This is a genomic window from Longivirga aurantiaca, assembly GCF_042660085.1.
Classification (GTDB): domain Bacteria; phylum Actinomycetota; class Actinomycetes; order S36-B12; family CAIYMF01; genus Longivirga; species Longivirga aurantiaca.
In genome coordinates this window covers 127,980-143,542 of the sequence record NZ_JBHSTI010000008.1, presented here as the reverse complement: position 1 = coordinate 143,542, position 15,563 = coordinate 127,980, and the positions used below count along the sequence as shown (strand labels likewise).

Here is a 15,563-nt window from a genome sequence, read left to right as displayed (position 1 = left end):
GGCCGCACCCCGCTCATAGCCAGACCCCGAAGCTGCCGGCCCACGAGCGCAGGCCGATGGTCAGGTCGTCCCAGAGGCCGGTGACGAGCAGCAGGCCGATCAGCACGAGGAGCCCGCCCCCGATCCGCATGACGACCAGGCTGTGCCGGCGCACCCAGCCGATCGCGCCGAGCGCGCGACGGTAGAGGAGGCCGACGAGGACGAACGGGAGGCCGAGGCCGAGGCAGTAGAACGCCGACAGCAGCGCGCCGCGGGCCGCGCTGGCCTCGGTGAAGGCCAGGGTCTGCACGGCGCCGAGCGTCGGGCCGATGCACGGGGTCCAGCCGAGGCCGAACAGCACGCCGAGCAGCGGGGCGCCCCAGAGGCCCACCTTCGGCAGCCGGTGCATCCGCCACTCGCGCTGCATCCCGGGGATCACGCCGAGGAAGGACAGGCCGAGGACGACGACCACCACGCCGAGCACGCGCGAGATCTGGTCCTGGTAGCGGAACAGCGACTCCCCCAGGGCGCCGAACGCCGCGCCGTACGCCACGAAGACCGCGGTGAAGCCGAGGACGAACAGGACCGAGCCGACGAGCACGCGGGTCCGCGCCGCAGGTGCCGACACCTCCGCCTCGACCAGGACGTCGCCGTCGGCGGTTCCCCGGCGGCGCGCGGCCGCGGTGTCCGGCTCGCCGGCGAGCTCCGCCCCGGACAGGCCGGTGACGTACGACAGGTAGCCGGGCACGAGAGGGAGGACGCACGGCGACAGGAACGACACGACGCCGGCTGCGAAGGCCAGCGGGGCGGCCACGAGCAGCGAGCCCGACACGACCGTGTCGACGACGCTCATGACGCCTCCGCCAGCACCGGCTCGATCATGCCGAGCAGACGCGAGCGGTCGACCTCGCCGAGCGCCCGCGCGGCCACCCGGCCCTCGCGGTCGAGCACCAGCGTGGTCGGGATCGCGGACGGCGGCAGCTGCCCGCGGAAGGCCAGCACCAGGGAGTTGTCGGCGTCGAACATCGAGGGGTACGACATGTCGAACTTGCGGGCGAAGGCGCGCGCGTTGTCGATCGAGTCCTTGCCGCCGGAGACGATGCCGACGAACTCGACACCCTTGCCCTTGGTCTCGGTGTAGGTGCTCTCGAGCACGCCGGCCTCGGCGCGGCACGGCGAGCACCAGGAGGCCCACAGGTTCACCACGACGACCTTGCCGCGGTACGACGCGATGTCGAGGGCGTCGCCGTCCAGGGTCGTGCCGGCGAGCGCCGGAGCGGCCGCGCGCTCGCCCGGGGCGAGCAGCACCGTCGAGCCGTCGCCGGCGACGTAGCGCGTCGAGCCGTCGACCGATCCGGAGGTGGCCGAGCAGGCCGACAGCAGGAGCGCGGCCGCGGCCAGGGCAACGGCACCCGCGGCGCGGCGGGTGCGGCGTCCTCGGGCGGTCACGACGGGCTCTCCTCGGGCGTTCGGACGGGCGGGTGAGGCGGGACGGGCGCAGCGCTTCGGGCGCGCGGGCTTCGGGCGCGCAGTGTGGACGAGCCGCAGCCCCGGGAGGTTTCCCACCGGTCCGGCGACTGCGTCACACCGATCAGGCGCCCTTGGCCTGCGCCGCGGACTTCCCGGCGGCGCGGACGAGGTCGGCCGACGGCTCGGTGTAGGTGATCGCCACGAGCTTGTCGTCGTCGAACGTGAGCGACGTCAGGCTGGCGAGCCCGCACTGACGCTTGCGCGGGTCGTGGACGAACCGGCGCTGCTCGGCGTCGAGCCGCGCGATCCACACCGGCAGCTGGTGGCTGACGAGGACGGCCTCGTGCCCGCGGGCTGCCGAGCGAGCGGCCGCGACCGCGGCACGCATGCGGCCTGCGAGCTCGACGTACGGCTCGCCCCAGCTCGGGGTGAACGGGTTGTAGAGGTGCCGCCAGGCCTTGGGGTTCTTGAGGACGCCGTCGCCGACGCCGACGCGCTGGCCCTCGAAGATGTTGTCGGCCTCGATGATGCGGTCGTCGATCGAGACGCGCAGCCCGTGCCTGGCCGCCACGGGTGCTGCCGTCTGCTGCGCGCGCTCGAGCGGCGAGGAGACGACATGGGTGATGTCGCGGTCGGCCAGCGCGTCGGCGGCGCGCTCGGCCATCTGCTCGCCGAGCGTGGAGAGCGTGAAGCCCGGGAGCCTGCCGTAGAGCACGCCGGTGGGGTTGTGGACCTCACCGTGGCGCAGCAGGTGGACGACGGTACGGGTGCTCACACGAACTCCTTCGCGACGTCGGGATGTGCGGATGCCGCGGCACGCGCCGCGGCGGGGAGGGCGGCGACGAGCCGGTCGAGCGCGGCGTCGTCGTGGGACGCGGACACGAACCACGCCTCGAACGCGCTCGGCGGCAGGTAGACGCCCCGGTCCAGCATGGCGTGGAAGAAGGCGGCGTACCGCCACGACTCCTGGGTCCGCGCCTCGTCGTAGTCCTTCGGCAGGGTGCCGGTGAAGAACACCGAGAACAGGTTGCCGGCCGTGGCGAGGGTGTGCACCACGCCCTCGGCTGCCAGCGCCTCGGACACGAGGCGCCCGACCGTGGCGGCCGTGGCGTCGAGGTGGGTGTAGACGTCGGGCGTGCACTGCGCGAGCGTCGCGAGGCCGCAGGCCGCGGCGACGGGGTTACCCGCGAGGGTGCCCGCCTGGTAGACCGGGCCGGCCGGCGCGAGGTGCGCCATGACGTCGGCGCGACCTCCGAAGGCAGCGGCCGGGAGGCCGCCGCCCATGACCTTGCCGAACGTGACGAGGTCTGGCCTCCACGAGGGGTCCTCACGGGCCTCGAGCTCGAGCCAGCCGCCGCGGGCGACGCGGAACCCGGTCATCACCTCGTCGATGACGAACAGCGCCCCGTGCGCCTGGGCGATGCGCGCCAGCGCCTCGTTGAAGCCGGGCTGCGGCGCCACCACGCCCATGTTGGCTGCCGCGGCCTCGGTGATCACGGCGGCGATGTCGTCGCCGTGGGCGGCGAACGCAGCCTCGACCGCGGCGAGGTCGTTGTAGGGCAGCACGATCGTCTCGTGCGCCTGGGCTCCCGTGACGCCCGGAGTGTCGGGAAGCGCGAAGGTCGCGATGCCCGAGCCGGCAGCGGCGAGGAGGGAGTCGACGTGGCCGTGGTAGCAGCCGGCGAACTTCACGACCTTGGACCGGCCGGTGAAGCCGCGCGCGAGCCGGATCGCCGACATCGTCGCCTCGGTGCCGCTGCTGACGAGGCGCACCTGCTGGACGGCGTCGACGCGGCCCACGATCTCCTCGGCGAGCAGCACCTCGCCCTCCCCCGGCGTGCCGAACGAGAAGCCGCGGGTAGCGGCGTCCTGGATCGCCTGCACGACCGACGGGTGCGCGTGGCCGAGGACCATGGGGCCCCAGGAGCAGACGAGGTCGAGGTACTCGCGGCCGTCGACGTCGGTGATGTACGGGCCGCGGCCGCTCGCCATGAAGCGCGGCGTTCCACCCACGGCGCGGAACGCGCGGACGGGCGAGTTGACGCCGCCCGGCGTCACCTCGCGGCCGCGGGCGAACAGCTCCTGCGACACGGGTGCGGCGTCGGCGTACGGCGTGCTCATGCGCGACCCTCCGCGATCCAGCGGGCCACCTCGGCGGCCCAGTAGGTGAGGACGACGTCCGCGCCCGCCCGGTGGATCGAGGTGATCGACTCGGCGATCGCGCGGTCGCGGTCGATCCATCCGCGCTCGGCGGCCGCCTCGACCATCGCGTACTCGCCGCTGACCTGGTAGGCCGCGACGGGGACGTCGACGAGGCCGGCCACCTCGCGCAGCACGTCGAGGTAGAGGCTCGCGGGCTTGACCATCACCATGTCCGCGCCCTCCTCGACGTCGAGGCGCAGCTCGCGCAGCGCCTCGCGGAGGTTGGCCGGGTCCTGCTGGTAGGTGCGCCGGTCGCCCTGCAGCTGGCTGTCGACCGCCTCGCGGAACGGGCCGTACAGCGCGGATGCGTACTTCGCGGCGTACGCGAGCACCAGCACGTGCTGCGCCGACACCTCGTCGAGCGCCGACCGCACGACCCCGACCTGGCCGTCCATCATGCCGCTGGTGCCGACGACGTCGGCCCCCGCGTCGGCCAGAGCCATGGCCATCTCGGCGTACCGGACGAGGGTGGCGTCGTTGTCGACCCCGCCGTCCTTGTCGAGCACGCCGCAGTGCCCGTGGTCGGTGAACTCGTCGAGGCAGAGGTCGGCCATCACGACGAGCGAGTCGCCGACCTCGGCGCGGACGTCCGCGACCGCGAGGTTGAGGATGCCGTCCGGGTCGCTGGCCGCGCTGCCGACGGCGTCCCGAGCCGCCGGGACGGCGAAGAGCATCACGCCGCCGAGCCCGAGGTACGCCGCCTCCGCTGCCGCTGCCCGCAGCGAGTCGCGGCTGTGCTGCACGACGCCCGGCAGCGACGAGATCGCTGCCGGCTCGGCGAGACCCTCACGGACGAAGAGCGGCAGCACGAGACCCGCAGGGTGCAGGCGCGTCTCGGCGACCAGCCTCCTGAGGGCAGGCGTGCGCCGCAGACGCCGCGGACGCTCGACCGGGAATCCCACGATCAGGTCGCCTTGCGACGGGCCGCACCACGGCGCTTGCTGGGGCGCCAGACCTGCTCGCCCTGCTCGAGGGCGGCGAGCCTCAGGGCGTCGCCGTGCGCCGCGAGCGCGTCGGCGAGGGCGACGACCGACGGCGTCTCGGCGAGCACGTCGACGCGCAGGCCGTGCTCCTCCGCAGTCTTGGCCGTGGCCGGGCCGATGCACGCGACGACGGTCGACGCGTGCGGCTTGCCCGCGATGCCGACGAGGTTGCGCACCGTGCTCGAGGACGTGAAGAGCACCGCGTCGAAGCCACCGGTCTTGATGGCCTCGCGGGTCTCCGCCGCCGGCGGCGCCGCACGGACGGTGCGGTACGCCGTGACGTCCTCGATCTCCCAGCCGAGCTCGACGAGGCCGGCGACGAGCGTGTCGGTGGCGATGTCGGCGCGCGGCAGGAACACGCGGTTGATCGGGTCGAAGATCGGGTCGAACTCGGGGAAGTCCTCGAGGAGGCCGACGCTGCTCTGCTCGCCGCTCGGGACGAGGTCGGGGCGGACGCCGAACGAGATCAGCGACGCGGCGGTCTGGTCACCGACCGCGGCGACCTTGAGACCGGCGAAGGCGCGGGCGTCGAGGCCGTACTCCTCGAACTTCTCGCGCACGGCCTTCACCGCGTTCGCACTGGTGAACACGACCCACTGGAAGCGGCCGGACACGAGGCCCGTGATCGCGCGCTCCATCTGCTGCGGGGTGCGCGGGGGCTCCACCGAGATGGTGGGCACCTCGACGCCGACGGCGCCGAAACGGGTGAGCTGCTGGCTGAGAGCACCGGCCTGCTCGCGCGTCCGCGGCACGAGGACCCTCCAGCCGAACAGGGGCTTGGTCTCGAACCACGAGAGCTTGTCGCGCTGGGCGACGGTGTCGCCGATGACGACGAGGCCAGGACCGGCCTGCTTCGCAGCCTTCACCGCCGCGGGCAGCTCGGCGAGCGTGGAGGTGATCGTGCGCTGCTCCACGGTCGTGCCGCCGCGGGTCACCGCGACCGGCGTCGACTCGGCGCGACCGCCCTGCACGAGGGCGCGGGCGACCTCGGCGGCGCGGTCGGCGCCGTTGAGCACCACGACGGTGACGCGCGGGTCGGAGTGCGCGGCCCAGTCGACAGCGGGGTCGTCGGCGTCGAGCACGTGCACCTCGCGCTGCTTGCCGCCGAGGAGCCCGACGCCGGCGTACGCCGGGATTCCGGTGAGCGTCGAGACGCCGGGGGCGACGTCGAACGGCACCTTCGCCTTCGCGAGCGCGCCGGCCTCGGTGAGGAGCGCACCGTCGAGGAGGGGGTCGCCGGAGAAGAGGCGCACGACGGCCTGCCCCGCCTTGGCCGCGTCGGCCACGACCTTGGCGCGCGCGGCGTGCGAGAGCGGCAGGCCGTCCTCGTCGAGCGCGGCGCTCACGTCGGCCTCGGCCCCGGCGAGCGTGCGCGCGAGGTCGACGACGTCGGCGTCCGCGAGGACCAGGTCGGCCTCGCGGAGCAGCGCGGCGGCGCGCAGCGTCAGCAGGTCGGGGTCCCCGGGGCCGACCGCCACGAGGGCGATCGAGCCGAAGGGCTTCTTCTTGGTGCGGTTCTGGGTGCCGCTCATGGGCGTGTTCCGTTCACGAGACCGGGCGCACCGGCGGCGAGGAGGTCGGCGGCCAGCGATCGGCCCACCTGCTCCGCGTCGCCGGCAGGCCCGGTGACCGACTTCCGCACCTGGACCCGGCCGTCGTCGCTGACGACGGCTCCGGTCAGGTGCACGACCGCCTCGCCGGGGGCTCCCGAGACGGTGGCGTGGGCGCCGACAGGCGCCGAGCAACCGGCCTCGAGGGCGGCGAGGAGGGATCGCTCCGCGGTGACGGCGACGCGGGTCGCGTCGTCGTCGAGGTCGCGGAGCGCGTCGAGCAGCGCGGCGTCGTCCTCGACGTCGCGGCACTCGACAGCCAGCGCACCCTGTCCGGGTGCGGGCAGCATCTGGTCGGTCTCGAGCACCTCGGTGACCGCGTCGAGGCGGTCGAGCCTGGCGAGACCTGCGTGGGCCAGGACGACGGCGTCGAGCTCGCCATCGACCACCTTGCGCACGCGGGTGTCCACGTTGCCGCGGACGGGAACGACGTGCAGGTCGGGGCGCAGCGCGCGCAGCTGCGCGGCGCGGCGCGGCGAACCCGTGCCGACCGAGGCACCAGCCGGGAGCGTGGCGACCGTTCCGCCGTCGCGGGCCACCAGCACGTCGCGGGCGTCCTCGCGCGGGGGCACCGCGGCGAGGCGCAGACCCTCGGCGGGCGCGGTCGGGAGGTCCTTGAGCGAGTGGACGGCGACGTCGGCATCACCGCGCAGCACGGCGTCGCGCACGGCGGAGACGAAGACCCCGACACCGCCGAAGGACGCGAGGGGCGTGGTCTGGTCGACGTCGCCGCGCGTGCTCACCTCGACGAGCACGACCTCGCGGTCGAGCCGTGCGCGCAGCGCGTCCGCGACGATCCCCGACTGTGTGCGGGCGAGCAGGCTCGCGCGGGTCGCGACCCGCACCGCGCTCACGGCGTGCCCCCGAGGAGGTCGTCGATGCCCGCGCCGGCCTCGGACGCGAACGACGGCGTGGTGGGCTCGGCGGAGTCGGCGGCGGTGACGGCGGCGATCGCCTCGGGGTCGAGGTCGAAGAGCCGGTGCAGCGTGGTGGCGTAGCGCGCGCCGTCCGGGTCGGCGGCGAGCTCCTTCATGCGGACCGTGGGCCGGTGGAGCAGCGTCGACACCGAGCGGCGCATGGCGCGCGCGACCTCGTCGAGCTCGGCCTCGCCGAGGCCGGGCAGCCTGAGGCGCAGCCGGTCGAGCTCGGCCTCGACCACCTGGTCGGCGTGGCTGCGCAGGCTGACGACGATGGGCTCGACCCGCTGGGCCGCGATCGTGGCCAGGTGCGCGCGGACCTCGTCGACGACGATCGCGCGGGCCAGCTCGACGTCGCGCTCGGGCGCGTTCGCCTCGGGGACGTCGACGAGCGACGCGAGGTCGATCCGCGAGACGCCGGGGAGCGACGCGATCGTCTCCTCGGTGTCGTGCGGGAGCGCGAGGTCGACGACGGCCAGCGGTGCGGTGACGCCGGCGCGTGCGGTCTCGACGTCGGAGGTGGTGAGCACGAGGCCCGTGGATCCCGTGCAGGAGAAGACGATGTCGACGTCGGCGATCGTGGCCGCGACGTCGTCGAAGCTCACAGCGCGGCCGCCGACCTGATCGGCCAGGTGCTGGCCCCGCTCGAAGGTGCGGTTCGCGACGACGATCTCGCCGATGCCCGCGCGCGCCAGCGTGGCAGCGGCCAGGCCGCTCATCGCTCCGGCGCCGACCACCAGCGCGCGCTTGCCCGCGAGGCTCCCACCGAGGGAGGCGCCCGCGAGGTGCAGCGCGACGCTCACCACCGAGGCGCCCGCGCGGTCGATGCCGGTGTCGTGGTGCACGCGCTTGCCGACGCGCAGCGCCGCCTGGGCGAGGTCGTTGAGGTTGCGGCCGATCGTCTCGAGGTCCTGCCCGGTGCGCAGCGCACCGCGCACCTGGCCCAGGATCTGCTGCTCGCCCACCACCATCGAGTCGAGGCCGGCCGCGACCTCGAACAGGTGCTGCACGGCGCGATCCTCGTACCGCACGTACAGGTGCGGGGTGAGCTCCTCGCGGTCGATGCCCGTGGCCTTGGCGAGGGTCTCGGTGACGTCGAGGACGCCGCCGTGGAACTTGCTGACCTCGGCGTAGATCTCGACGCGGTTGCAGGTCGACAGCACGAGCGACTCGGCGACATGGGTCGAGGCGAGAAGGTCCACCTGCAGCCGCTCGGCTGCGCCGTCGACCAGCGCGACCCGGTCGAGCAGGGTCACGGGCGCGGTTCGGTGGCTGATGCCGACGACGAGGAGGGTCATGCGCCCAGCTCCGGACGCGCGACACGGCGCTGCTCGTGGAACGCCAGGATCTGCAGCTCGGTCGCGAGGTCGACCTTGCGCACCCCGACGTGGTCGGGGGTGGTCAGCACCACGGGGGCGAAGTTGAGGATGCTCGTGACACCTGCGGCGACGAGGCGGTCGCAGACGGCCTGGGCGGCGGGCGCGGGCGTCGCGATGACGCCGATGCAGGCGACGCCGTCGATGACGACGTCCTCGAGGTCGGCGAGCGGCCGCACCGCGATCGGCTCGCCGCCGGGGCCGGCCGGGATCTTCTCGCCGACCCGACGTGGGTCGGCGTCCACGAGGCCGACGACGCGGAAGCCGCGCGACGCGAAGCCTCCGTAGTTGGCGAGCGCGTGGCCGAGGTTGCCGACACCGACGATCACGACGGGCCAGTCCTGGGTCAGGCCGAGCTCGCGGGCGATCTGGTAGACGAGGTACTCGGTGTCGTAGCCGACGCCGCGCGTGCCGTACGAGCCGAGGTGGCTGAGGTCCTTGCGCAGCTTGGCGCTCGTGACGCCGCTCGCGGCCGCGAGCTCCTCGCTCGACACGGTCGCGACGCCGCGCTCGACGAGGAGCGCGAGGACGCGGTGGTAGATCGGGAGCCGGGCCACCGTCGCGTCCGGGATGCCACGGCGCGACACGTCGGTCGCACGTGGGAGCGGCACGGCTTCACCCCGGTTGTTCGGTGCCTCCCGCCGGGCCGGCAAGGGTCCGGTCGTCTCAGCGGGTGGGCGTTGTCAGAGTAGGTACTCGTGAACGAACGCACAAAGTCGCGGGCCGCCCGGGTTCCAGGATATGGACCAGAATCGATGTGACCCCGGTCACAGGTTCAGACCCCCGCGTGCAAGATGTTGATCTTGGTCACCGGCCCGGCACCCAGCTGCCGACCGGGGCGACCGGTTGCCGGACACCGGCGCTGGCCGCGTCGGCCGACCGGCGCCCTCAGATGCGGGCGGCGAGGCGGGCGGCCTTCTCGGCGCGCTTGTCCTCGAACTGCGTGGCCGCGGCGTCGAGGCCGGCCATGAACTGCGCGAGCGCGTCGCGTGCCTTCTCGCCCTCGGGGCCGAAGTCGGTGCGGTCGAACACGTTCCACGCGCGCAGCACCGGCGAGAGCACCTCGTCGTGGTGGATGCGCAGGTCGTAGATGCCGGCCAGCGCGATCGCGACCGAGCGGCGGGTGAAGCCCTCGACCTCGTTGCCCGGCATCTGGAAGTTCTCCACGATGTCGAGGACGGCCTTCATCGAGGCGTCGGGGTTGAGGTCGAACGCCGCGGCCATGACGTTGCGGTACATCAGCATGTGCAGGTTCTCGTCGGCCGCGATGCGCTGCAGCAGCCGGTCGAGGCCCGGGTCCTGCGTGTGCTTGCCGGTGTTGCGGTGCGAGATGCGGGTGGCCAGCTCCTGGAAGGAGACGTACGCCATCGTCGTGAGCACGTGGCCCTCGGCGTAGCCGTCGAAGCCGCGGCCCATGTGGTCCATGCGCTCGCGCTCGAGGGCGACCGGGTCGACCGAGCGCGTGACGAGCAGGAAGTCGCGCATCGCGATCGCGTGGCGGCCCTCCTCCGCGGTCCAGCGGTGCACCCACTCGCCCCAGGCGCTGTCGCGACCGACGGTGTCGGTGAGCGCGCGGTGGTAGCTCGGCAGGTTGTCCTCGGTCAGGAGGTTGACGACCAGCGCCGTGCGCGAGACGCCGTCGACGGGCGACTGGCTCGGGTCCCACGCGTCGCCGCCATAGATGCCGTCGTAGTTGCTGCCCTCGGCCCAGGGGATGTACTCGTGCGGCATCCACTCCTTGGCCATCGCCATGTGCCGCTCGATCTCGACGGCGACCACCGGATCGAGAGCGCGCACGAGCGGAGCGCTCGGGGCGAAGTCCTCGAGAACGGTCATGGCATCTCCTCGGCGTGCGGCGGGCGGGCCGTGCGGACGATCGTGGTTCCGGTTACGCAACCGTAGGTGGGCAACGGTAGCGGCCGATTCCGATACCCGCGGGTAGCCCGTCCGGGACGCACCGGATGTCCGCCGACGCCAGAGTTAGGGTACCCTTACCCACGTGATCCTCTGTCACTGCGCCGTGGTCGACCACCGCGCGATCGACGCCGCCGTCGCCGAGGGCGCCTGCTCGTTGCGCGAGGTGCTCGTCCGCACCCGCGCAGGCCGCGACTGCGGAGGCTGCCTCCCCGCCGTGCGCCAGCAGACCGAGTCCGCCCTGCGCCTGGCCGGCACCCGCCACCCGGCACCGTCATCGGAGGTCGTCCATGCAGCCGGTTAGCCCTCGCGTCGTCGAGCTCCTCAACGACGCCCTCACGCTCGAGCTCACCGTCACCAACGCCTACTTCCTGCACGCCCGCATGCTCGACGCCCAGGGCCTGCCGCTGCTGGGCAAGGTGTTCTACGACCTGTCCATCGGCGAGATGCGCGACGCCGACTCGCTGATCCAGCGGATCCTGTTCTTCGACGCGCACCCCAACCTGCAGCGCCTCGGGCCGGTGGCCATCGGCCAGTCCGCGGTGGAGATGCTCCAGCTCGGTCTCGAGGGCGAGAAGAAGGCCGTGGCGCAGTTCAACGCGGCCGCGGCCGAGCTGCGCGCGCTGGGCGACCACGGCACCGCGTCGATCTTCGACGAGATGGTGCGCGACGAGGAGGGCCACGCCGACTGGTTCGAGGCGCAGCTCGCGGCCATCGAGGCCGTGGGCGAGTCGGCGTACCTCGCCCGCCAGATCGACACCGGCAGCGCCCCCGCCTGACCCGGACGGGTGTCAGGACGGGCGGGGGGCGGCGAGCGCGGCGCGGAGGCGGGCGGCGTCCACGCGCCAGAAGTCGTGCTGCACGCCGTCGACGAGCGTGACCGGGATCTGCTCCCAGTAGAGGTCGGCGAGCTCGGGGTCGTCGAGGATCGAGCGCTCGGCGTAGGTGTCGCCCGTCTCGGCGCAGACCTCGTCGATCACGGTCCGCGCGGCGTCGCACAGGTGGCAGTCGGGCTTGCCGATCAGGGTGACGCGCGGCTCGGCGCTCACGGCCGGCCCTCGCGCAACCGGCCCTTGGCGAGCTTGCCGGTGGAGGTGTGCGGCAGCGACTCCACGATCGTGATGGTGGTCGGGCACTTGAAGCGCGCGAGCCGCTGCTCGCACAGGTCGCGTACGTCGTCCGTGGTGAGACCGGCGCCGACGATCGGCACGACGTACGCCGCCACGGTCTCCCCCGTGTGCTCGTGCGGCAGCCCGATCACCGCCACCTCGGCCACGGCCGGATGCGAGGCGATGACCGTCTCGACCTCGTAGGGGTAGACGTTGAAGCCCGACACGATCACGAGGTCGCGACGGCGGTCGACCAGGTGCAGGTCCCCGTCCTCGTCGGCGTACGCGACGTCGCCGGTGGCCCACCAGCCGTCGGCGTCCGGCCCCTCGCTGCCGTCGGGCCAGTAGCCGGAGAACAGGTTCGCGCCGCGCACCCAGATCTCGCCGGTGTCCTCGGGGTCGGACGTCTCGCCCGACTCGTCGACGAGGCGCACCTCGACGCCGGGCAGCGGCGAGCCCACGCACCCGGGCTTCGCCCGGCGGCCGACCATCGTGGAGGACACGACGGGCGCCGCCTCCGTGAGGCCGTAGCCCTCCCACACGGGGTTGCCCGCGCGGACGGCGTACTCGGCGAAGATCGCGGGAGCGAGCGCTGCGGCGCCCGAGATCATCGTGCGCACGCCGGCGAGCCGCTCGGCGAGGTCGGGCAGCGAGGCCCACGCGACGAAGACCGGCGGCGCCGCGGGGATGTTGGTGATGCCGAACGCGGAGATGCTCTCGAGGGCCGCGGCGGGCGAGAACCTCGGCACGAGCACCGACCGCGCCCCCTGGGCGACGGCGAGGCCCAGCACGGCGTTGAGCGCGTAGACGTGGAACAGCGGCAGCACGAGGAGCACGACGTCGTCCGGCTGCACCGGGCTGGGGTCGATCGCCCGCAGCTGGTCGATGTTGGCGAGCAGCGCGCGGTGGCTCAGCATCGCGCCCTTGCTCGGGCCCGAGGAGCCCGACGTGTACAGGAGCACGGCGATCGCCTCGGGATCGCCCGCGGCGTCTCCCGCTCCGGGCACGTGCGCGTCGGCCCGGCTGCCGAGCCGGGACAGCGCGTCGAACGACGAGTCGCCCACGACCACGACGTCGCACCCCTCCGGCGCCGCCGCGCCGGCGACGGCTTCGGTGCCCTCGTCCGCGATGACGAGCCGCGCGCCCGAACGGGTGAGGACGTCGGACACCTCGTGCTGGGTGTACGCCGTGTTGAGCGGGAGCGAGACGAGGCCGGCGCGCAGGGTCGCGAAGTACGACGCGACGAACTCGATCCGGTTGCCGAGCAGCAGGGCGACGCGGTCGCCGGCCACCAGGCCGTGGCGCAGCAGGCCTGCGGCGAGGTGGTCGACGGCGAGGTCGAGCTGCGCCCACGTCGTCTCGAGCCCCGTAGGGGCATCGACGAACGCGACCTCGGGGCCCCGTGCGGCGGCGGTGGCGCGCAGGAGGTCGGCGAGGTTGGTGGCAGTCCCGAGCTCGGTCACACCCCGATCGTGGCACACGATCCTCGGTAGGCTCCCGGACATGAGCGGGACCAACCCTTCGGACATCCTCCGCGCCTCGCAGGTCGCGGGCGAGGCGTCCGCCGCAGCGGCCGACGTGTCCCCCACGACCACGGTCGAGCCCGACCTCACGGGAGCGGCGTTCTTCGACGTCGACAACACCGTGATGCGCGGGGCGAGCATCTTCCACCTCGCCCGGGGCCTGGCCAAGCGCAAGTTCTTCAGCACGCGGGACGTCGGCGACTTCGCCCTGAAGCAGGCGAAGTTCGTCGTCAACGGCTCCGAGGACCTCGAGGACATGGCCGACGCCACCGAGGCCGCGCTCGCGTTCGTGAAGGGCAAGCGCGTCGACGAGGTCGTCTCGCTCGGCGAGGAGATCTTCGACGACCTCATGATGCGCAAGCTGTGGCCCGGCACCCTCGCGCTCGCCCAGGGCCACCTCAACCGCGGCCAGCGGGTGTGGCTCGTGACGGCGACGCCGGTGGAGCTCGCGTCGATCATCGCTGCCCGGCTCGGACTCACCGGCGCGCTCGGCACGGTGAGCGAGATCGAGGACGGCGTCTACACCGGCCGCCTCGTCGGATCGGCGCTGCACGGCAAGGCGAAGGCGGACGCCGTCCGCGCGCTGGCCGAGCGCGAGGGCCTCGACCTCGTGCGCTGCACGGCGTACTCCGACAGCGCCAACGACGTCCCGATGCTGTCGGCCGTCGGCCGCGCCGTCGCGGTCAACCCCGACGGCGCCCTGCGCAAGCATGCGCGCGCGGTCGGCTGGGAGATCCACGACTACCGGCGCACCCGCATGAACCAGCGCTACTACGTGCCGGCCGCGCTGGCAGCTGCGGTCGGCCTCGGCATCGGCGCGGGCCTGGGCATCGCTGCCGCCAAGAAGAAGTAGCGGCGCTCAGCCGAGGATCACGCAGGTCGAGGTCGCGGTCGCCAGCAGCCGTCCGGCCTCGTCGGTGAGCCGCGCCTCGGCGAGCGCCGTCCGGCTGCCGCGGTGCACGACGGTCCCGCGCGCGGTGATCGTGCCCGAGCCCGCGGTGATCGGCCGCAGGAACTTGGTCGCGAGGTCGAGCGAGGCGTAGCCGACCCCGGCCGGCAGCGTGGTGTGCACGGCGCAGCCCGCGACGGTGTCGAGCAGCGTGGCGATGACACCGCCGTGCACGGTGCCGAGCGGGTTGTAGTGGAACTCCTGCGGGTCGAGCGTGACGGTCACGACCTCGGGCGCGACCTCGAAGGTGCGGAAGCCGACCATCGAGGCGACGGGCGGCGACGGCAGCCGGCCCTCGCTCATCGCCGTGAGCAGCTCGAGGCCCGTCATGCCTGCTCCGGCAGCGATCCCCGCCGGATCGGCCCACGTGAAGATCCGTGTCCGCACGCTGGCGGCCGCCTCGTCCAGGTTCTGAGTCTCCATCATGGACTCAGGTTCGGTGACGCGGCTGAGTCTGTCAAGTAGACTGAGCCCATGGCCACGACCACCCGCACCGACGCGCCCGAGGCCCTGGCCTGGCGGACCGACAACTGCACGGTGATTCGCGCGGTCGAGATCTTCGGCGACCGCTGGTCGTTCGTGCTGCTGCGCGAGGTGTTCCTCGGCGTACGCCGGTTCGCGGACATCCAGGACCACACGGGGATCCCGCGGCAGGTGCTCTCGACGCGGCTCGACCGGCTGGTCGACCAGGGCCTGCTGCGCCGCGTGCCCTACCAGGAGCCCGGGCAGCGCGTGCGCGACGAGTACCGCCTCACCGAGGCCGGCTTCGACCTCTACCCCGTGCTGGTCGCGATGGCCGACTGGGGCAACCGGTACGTGGCCGACAAGGCGGGGCCGCCGATCGAGCTCGTGCACCAGGGCTGCGACCACGAGGTGCACGTGGCGCTGCGGTGCGACGCCGGGCACGACCTCGAGGGCCCGCGCGACGTCGTCGTGCGCAGGGGTCCCGGTGCGCGCAGGAGAACGGGCTAGGCGCGCTCGTAGCGGCGGTTGAGCATCCCGCTCGGGAAGGCTTGGACATCGACCAGCCGCAGCGCCGTGCCCGTGGCGATGCGGGGGAACAGCGGTCGGCCCGAGCCGAGCAGCAGCGGCACCGCCGTCAGGGTGAGGTCGTCGACCAGACCAGCGTCGAGGAACTGGCTGATGAGCTGGCCGCCGTCGACGTACACGTGCTGCACGCCGTCCGCCTCCCATCGCGCGACCGCCTCGGTCGGCGTACGGGCGTAGAACTCGAACCCGTCGCGCGGACCGAGCGGCTGCGACGTGAACACGTGCACCGGGCGTCCGCCGTACGGCAGCTCGGGGAAGTCCTTGATGACGTCGTACGTGCCGCGACCCATCGCGATCACGTCGATGTCGGCGATGAAGGCCTCGAATCCGTAGTCCTCGCCCTCGGCCCCGGCCGACATCAGCCAGTCGAGGCTGTCGTCGTCGGTCGCGATGTAGCCGTCGACCGAGTGCGCGATGAAGACCGAGATCCGGGGCCGTGTCATCCCCCGACGCTAGCCGCGCCGTACGACACCGTGAACCC

17 protein-coding genes and 1 pseudogene are annotated in these 15,563 nt (G+C 73.3%); 4 read left to right on the top strand and 14 right to left on the bottom strand.

Annotated features, from left to right (window positions below; translation table 11 throughout):
* Positions 1–13 precede the first annotated feature (13 nt).
* The 10 genes and pseudogenes from ACFQGU_RS04475 to ACFQGU_RS04430 form a co-directional block, all read right to left on the bottom strand.
* The gene (locus ACFQGU_RS04475) at positions 14–832 is read right to left on the bottom strand and encodes a cytochrome c biogenesis CcdA family protein (protein WP_386764162.1); all 819 of its coding nucleotides are present in this window, start codon (positions 830–832) and stop codon (positions 14–16) included.
* Positions 829–1,428, bottom strand: coding sequence for a TlpA family protein disulfide reductase (locus tag ACFQGU_RS04470; protein WP_386764161.1), 600 nt, complete (start codon positions 1,426–1,428; stop codon positions 829–831). The genes ACFQGU_RS04475 and ACFQGU_RS04470 overlap by 4 nt, the downstream gene beginning before the upstream one ends.
* A 142-nt stretch (positions 1,429–1,570) precedes the next feature.
* Positions 1,571–2,224: a histidine phosphatase family protein gene (locus ACFQGU_RS04465; RefSeq protein WP_386764160.1), complete on the bottom strand. Its 654-nt coding sequence runs from the start codon at positions 2,222–2,224 to the stop codon at positions 1,571–1,573.
* Complete coding sequence (gene hemL / locus ACFQGU_RS04460) at positions 2,221–3,570, bottom strand: glutamate-1-semialdehyde 2,1-aminomutase (protein ID WP_386764159.1); 1,350 nt, start codon at positions 3,568–3,570, stop codon at positions 2,221–2,223. The genes ACFQGU_RS04465 and hemL overlap by 4 nt, the downstream gene beginning before the upstream one ends.
* Positions 3,567–4,553: a porphobilinogen synthase gene (hemB, locus tag ACFQGU_RS04455; RefSeq protein WP_386764158.1), complete on the bottom strand. Its 987-nt coding sequence runs from the start codon at positions 4,551–4,553 to the stop codon at positions 3,567–3,569. The genes hemL and hemB overlap by 4 nt, the downstream gene beginning before the upstream one ends.
* A 2-nt stretch (positions 4,554–4,555) precedes the next feature.
* Positions 4,556–6,166 carry a bifunctional uroporphyrinogen-III C-methyltransferase/uroporphyrinogen-III synthase gene (locus ACFQGU_RS04450; RefSeq protein ID WP_386764157.1) on the bottom strand — a complete coding sequence of 537 codons (1,611 nt, stop codon included), beginning with the start codon at positions 6,164–6,166 and terminating at the stop codon, positions 4,556–4,558.
* Complete coding sequence (gene hemC, locus ACFQGU_RS04445) at positions 6,163–7,098, bottom strand: hydroxymethylbilane synthase (RefSeq protein WP_386764156.1); 936 nt, start codon at positions 7,096–7,098, stop codon at positions 6,163–6,165. The genes ACFQGU_RS04450 and hemC overlap by 4 nt, the downstream gene beginning before the upstream one ends.
* The gene (locus ACFQGU_RS04440) at positions 7,095–8,459 is read right to left on the bottom strand and encodes a glutamyl-tRNA reductase (protein ID WP_386764155.1); all 1,365 of its coding nucleotides are present in this window, start codon (positions 8,457–8,459) and stop codon (positions 7,095–7,097) included. Before ACFQGU_RS04440 ends, hemC begins: the two co-directional genes overlap by 4 nt.
* Positions 8,460–8,482: 23 nt before the next feature.
* Positions 8,483–9,148 (bottom strand): annotated as a pseudogene (locus tag ACFQGU_RS04435) (redox-sensing transcriptional repressor Rex); the annotation flags it as partial.
* 277 nt (positions 9,149–9,425) lie between these two features.
* Positions 9,426–10,373 carry an acyl-ACP desaturase gene (locus ACFQGU_RS04430; RefSeq protein ID WP_386764154.1) on the bottom strand — a complete coding sequence of 316 codons (948 nt, stop codon included), beginning with the start codon at positions 10,371–10,373 and terminating at the stop codon, positions 9,426–9,428.
* 163 nt (positions 10,374–10,536) lie between these two features.
* Between ACFQGU_RS04430 and ACFQGU_RS04425 the strand changes: the two genes are divergently transcribed.
* Complete coding sequence (locus ACFQGU_RS04425; protein WP_386764153.1) at positions 10,537–10,755, top strand: (2Fe-2S)-binding protein; 219 nt, start codon at positions 10,537–10,539, stop codon at positions 10,753–10,755.
* Positions 10,742–11,230: a bacterioferritin gene (bfr, locus tag ACFQGU_RS04420; RefSeq protein ID WP_386764152.1), complete on the top strand. Its 489-nt coding sequence runs from the start codon at positions 10,742–10,744 to the stop codon at positions 11,228–11,230. The genes ACFQGU_RS04425 and bfr overlap by 14 nt, the downstream gene beginning before the upstream one ends.
* Before the next feature lie 12 nt (positions 11,231–11,242).
* Here bfr and ACFQGU_RS04415 read toward each other — a convergent pair whose 3' ends face one another.
* On the bottom strand, positions 11,243–11,500 hold the full coding sequence (locus tag ACFQGU_RS04415; RefSeq protein ID WP_386764151.1) for a glutaredoxin family protein: 258 nt from the start codon (positions 11,498–11,500) through the stop codon (positions 11,243–11,245).
* Positions 11,497–13,023 (bottom strand): AMP-binding protein, encoded by a 1,527-nt coding sequence (locus ACFQGU_RS04410; RefSeq protein WP_386764150.1) that lies wholly within the window; start codon positions 13,021–13,023, stop codon positions 11,497–11,499. Before ACFQGU_RS04410 ends, ACFQGU_RS04415 begins: the two co-directional genes overlap by 4 nt.
* Before the next feature lie 40 nt (positions 13,024–13,063).
* On the opposite strand from ACFQGU_RS04410, the gene ACFQGU_RS04405 reads away from it, so the two are divergent.
* Positions 13,064–13,936: an HAD family hydrolase gene (locus ACFQGU_RS04405; RefSeq protein WP_386764149.1), complete on the top strand. Its 873-nt coding sequence runs from the start codon at positions 13,064–13,066 to the stop codon at positions 13,934–13,936.
* Positions 13,937–13,942: 6 nt separating this feature from the next.
* Here ACFQGU_RS04405 and ACFQGU_RS04400 read toward each other — a convergent pair whose 3' ends face one another.
* Positions 13,943–14,458, bottom strand: coding sequence for a PaaI family thioesterase (locus ACFQGU_RS04400; protein WP_386764148.1), 516 nt, complete (start codon positions 14,456–14,458; stop codon positions 13,943–13,945).
* Between the two features lie 48 nt (positions 14,459–14,506).
* Between ACFQGU_RS04400 and ACFQGU_RS04395 the strand changes: the two genes are divergently transcribed.
* The gene (locus ACFQGU_RS04395) at positions 14,507–15,004 is read left to right on the top strand and encodes a winged helix-turn-helix transcriptional regulator (RefSeq protein WP_386764147.1); all 498 of its coding nucleotides are present in this window, start codon (positions 14,507–14,509) and stop codon (positions 15,002–15,004) included.
* Here the strand turns inward: ACFQGU_RS04395 and ACFQGU_RS04390 are convergent.
* Positions 15,001–15,525, bottom strand: coding sequence for a dihydrofolate reductase family protein (locus tag ACFQGU_RS04390; RefSeq protein WP_386764146.1), 525 nt, complete (start codon positions 15,523–15,525; stop codon positions 15,001–15,003). The two genes, ACFQGU_RS04395 and ACFQGU_RS04390, sit on opposite strands and share 4 nt — an antisense overlap.
* Positions 15,526–15,563: the final 38 nt, after the last annotated feature.

Excerpts from the sequence above, each read along its gene's own strand:
- ACFQGU_RS04475 (WP_386764162.1), bottom strand. The coding sequence starts at position 832 with ATGAGCGTCGTCGACACGGTCGTGTCGGGCTCGCTGCTCGTGGCCGCC.
- hemL (WP_386764159.1), bottom strand. The coding sequence starts at position 3,570 with ATGAGCACGCCGTACGCCGACGCCGCACCCGTGTCGCAGGAGCTGTTC.
- ACFQGU_RS04450 (WP_386764157.1), bottom strand. The coding sequence starts at position 6,166 with ATGAGCGGCACCCAGAACCGCACCAAGAAGAAGCCCTTCGGCTCGATC.
- ACFQGU_RS04440 (WP_386764155.1), bottom strand. The coding sequence starts at position 8,459 with ATGACCCTCCTCGTCGTCGGCATCAGCCACCGAACCGCGCCCGTGACC.
- ACFQGU_RS04430 (WP_386764154.1), bottom strand. The coding sequence starts at position 10,373 with ATGACCGTTCTCGAGGACTTCGCCCCGAGCGCTCCGCTCGTGCGCGCT.
- bfr (WP_386764152.1), top strand. The coding sequence starts at position 10,742 with ATGCAGCCGGTTAGCCCTCGCGTCGTCGAGCTCCTCAACGACGCCCTC.
- ACFQGU_RS04405 (WP_386764149.1), top strand. The coding sequence starts at position 13,064 with ATGAGCGGGACCAACCCTTCGGACATCCTCCGCGCCTCGCAGGTCGCG.
- ACFQGU_RS04400 (WP_386764148.1), bottom strand. The coding sequence starts at position 14,458 with ATGATGGAGACTCAGAACCTGGACGAGGCGGCCGCCAGCGTGCGGACA.
- ACFQGU_RS04395 (WP_386764147.1), top strand. The coding sequence starts at position 14,507 with ATGGCCACGACCACCCGCACCGACGCGCCCGAGGCCCTGGCCTGGCGG.
- ACFQGU_RS04390 (WP_386764146.1), bottom strand. The coding sequence starts at position 15,525 with ATGACACGGCCCCGGATCTCGGTCTTCATCGCGCACTCGGTCGACGGC.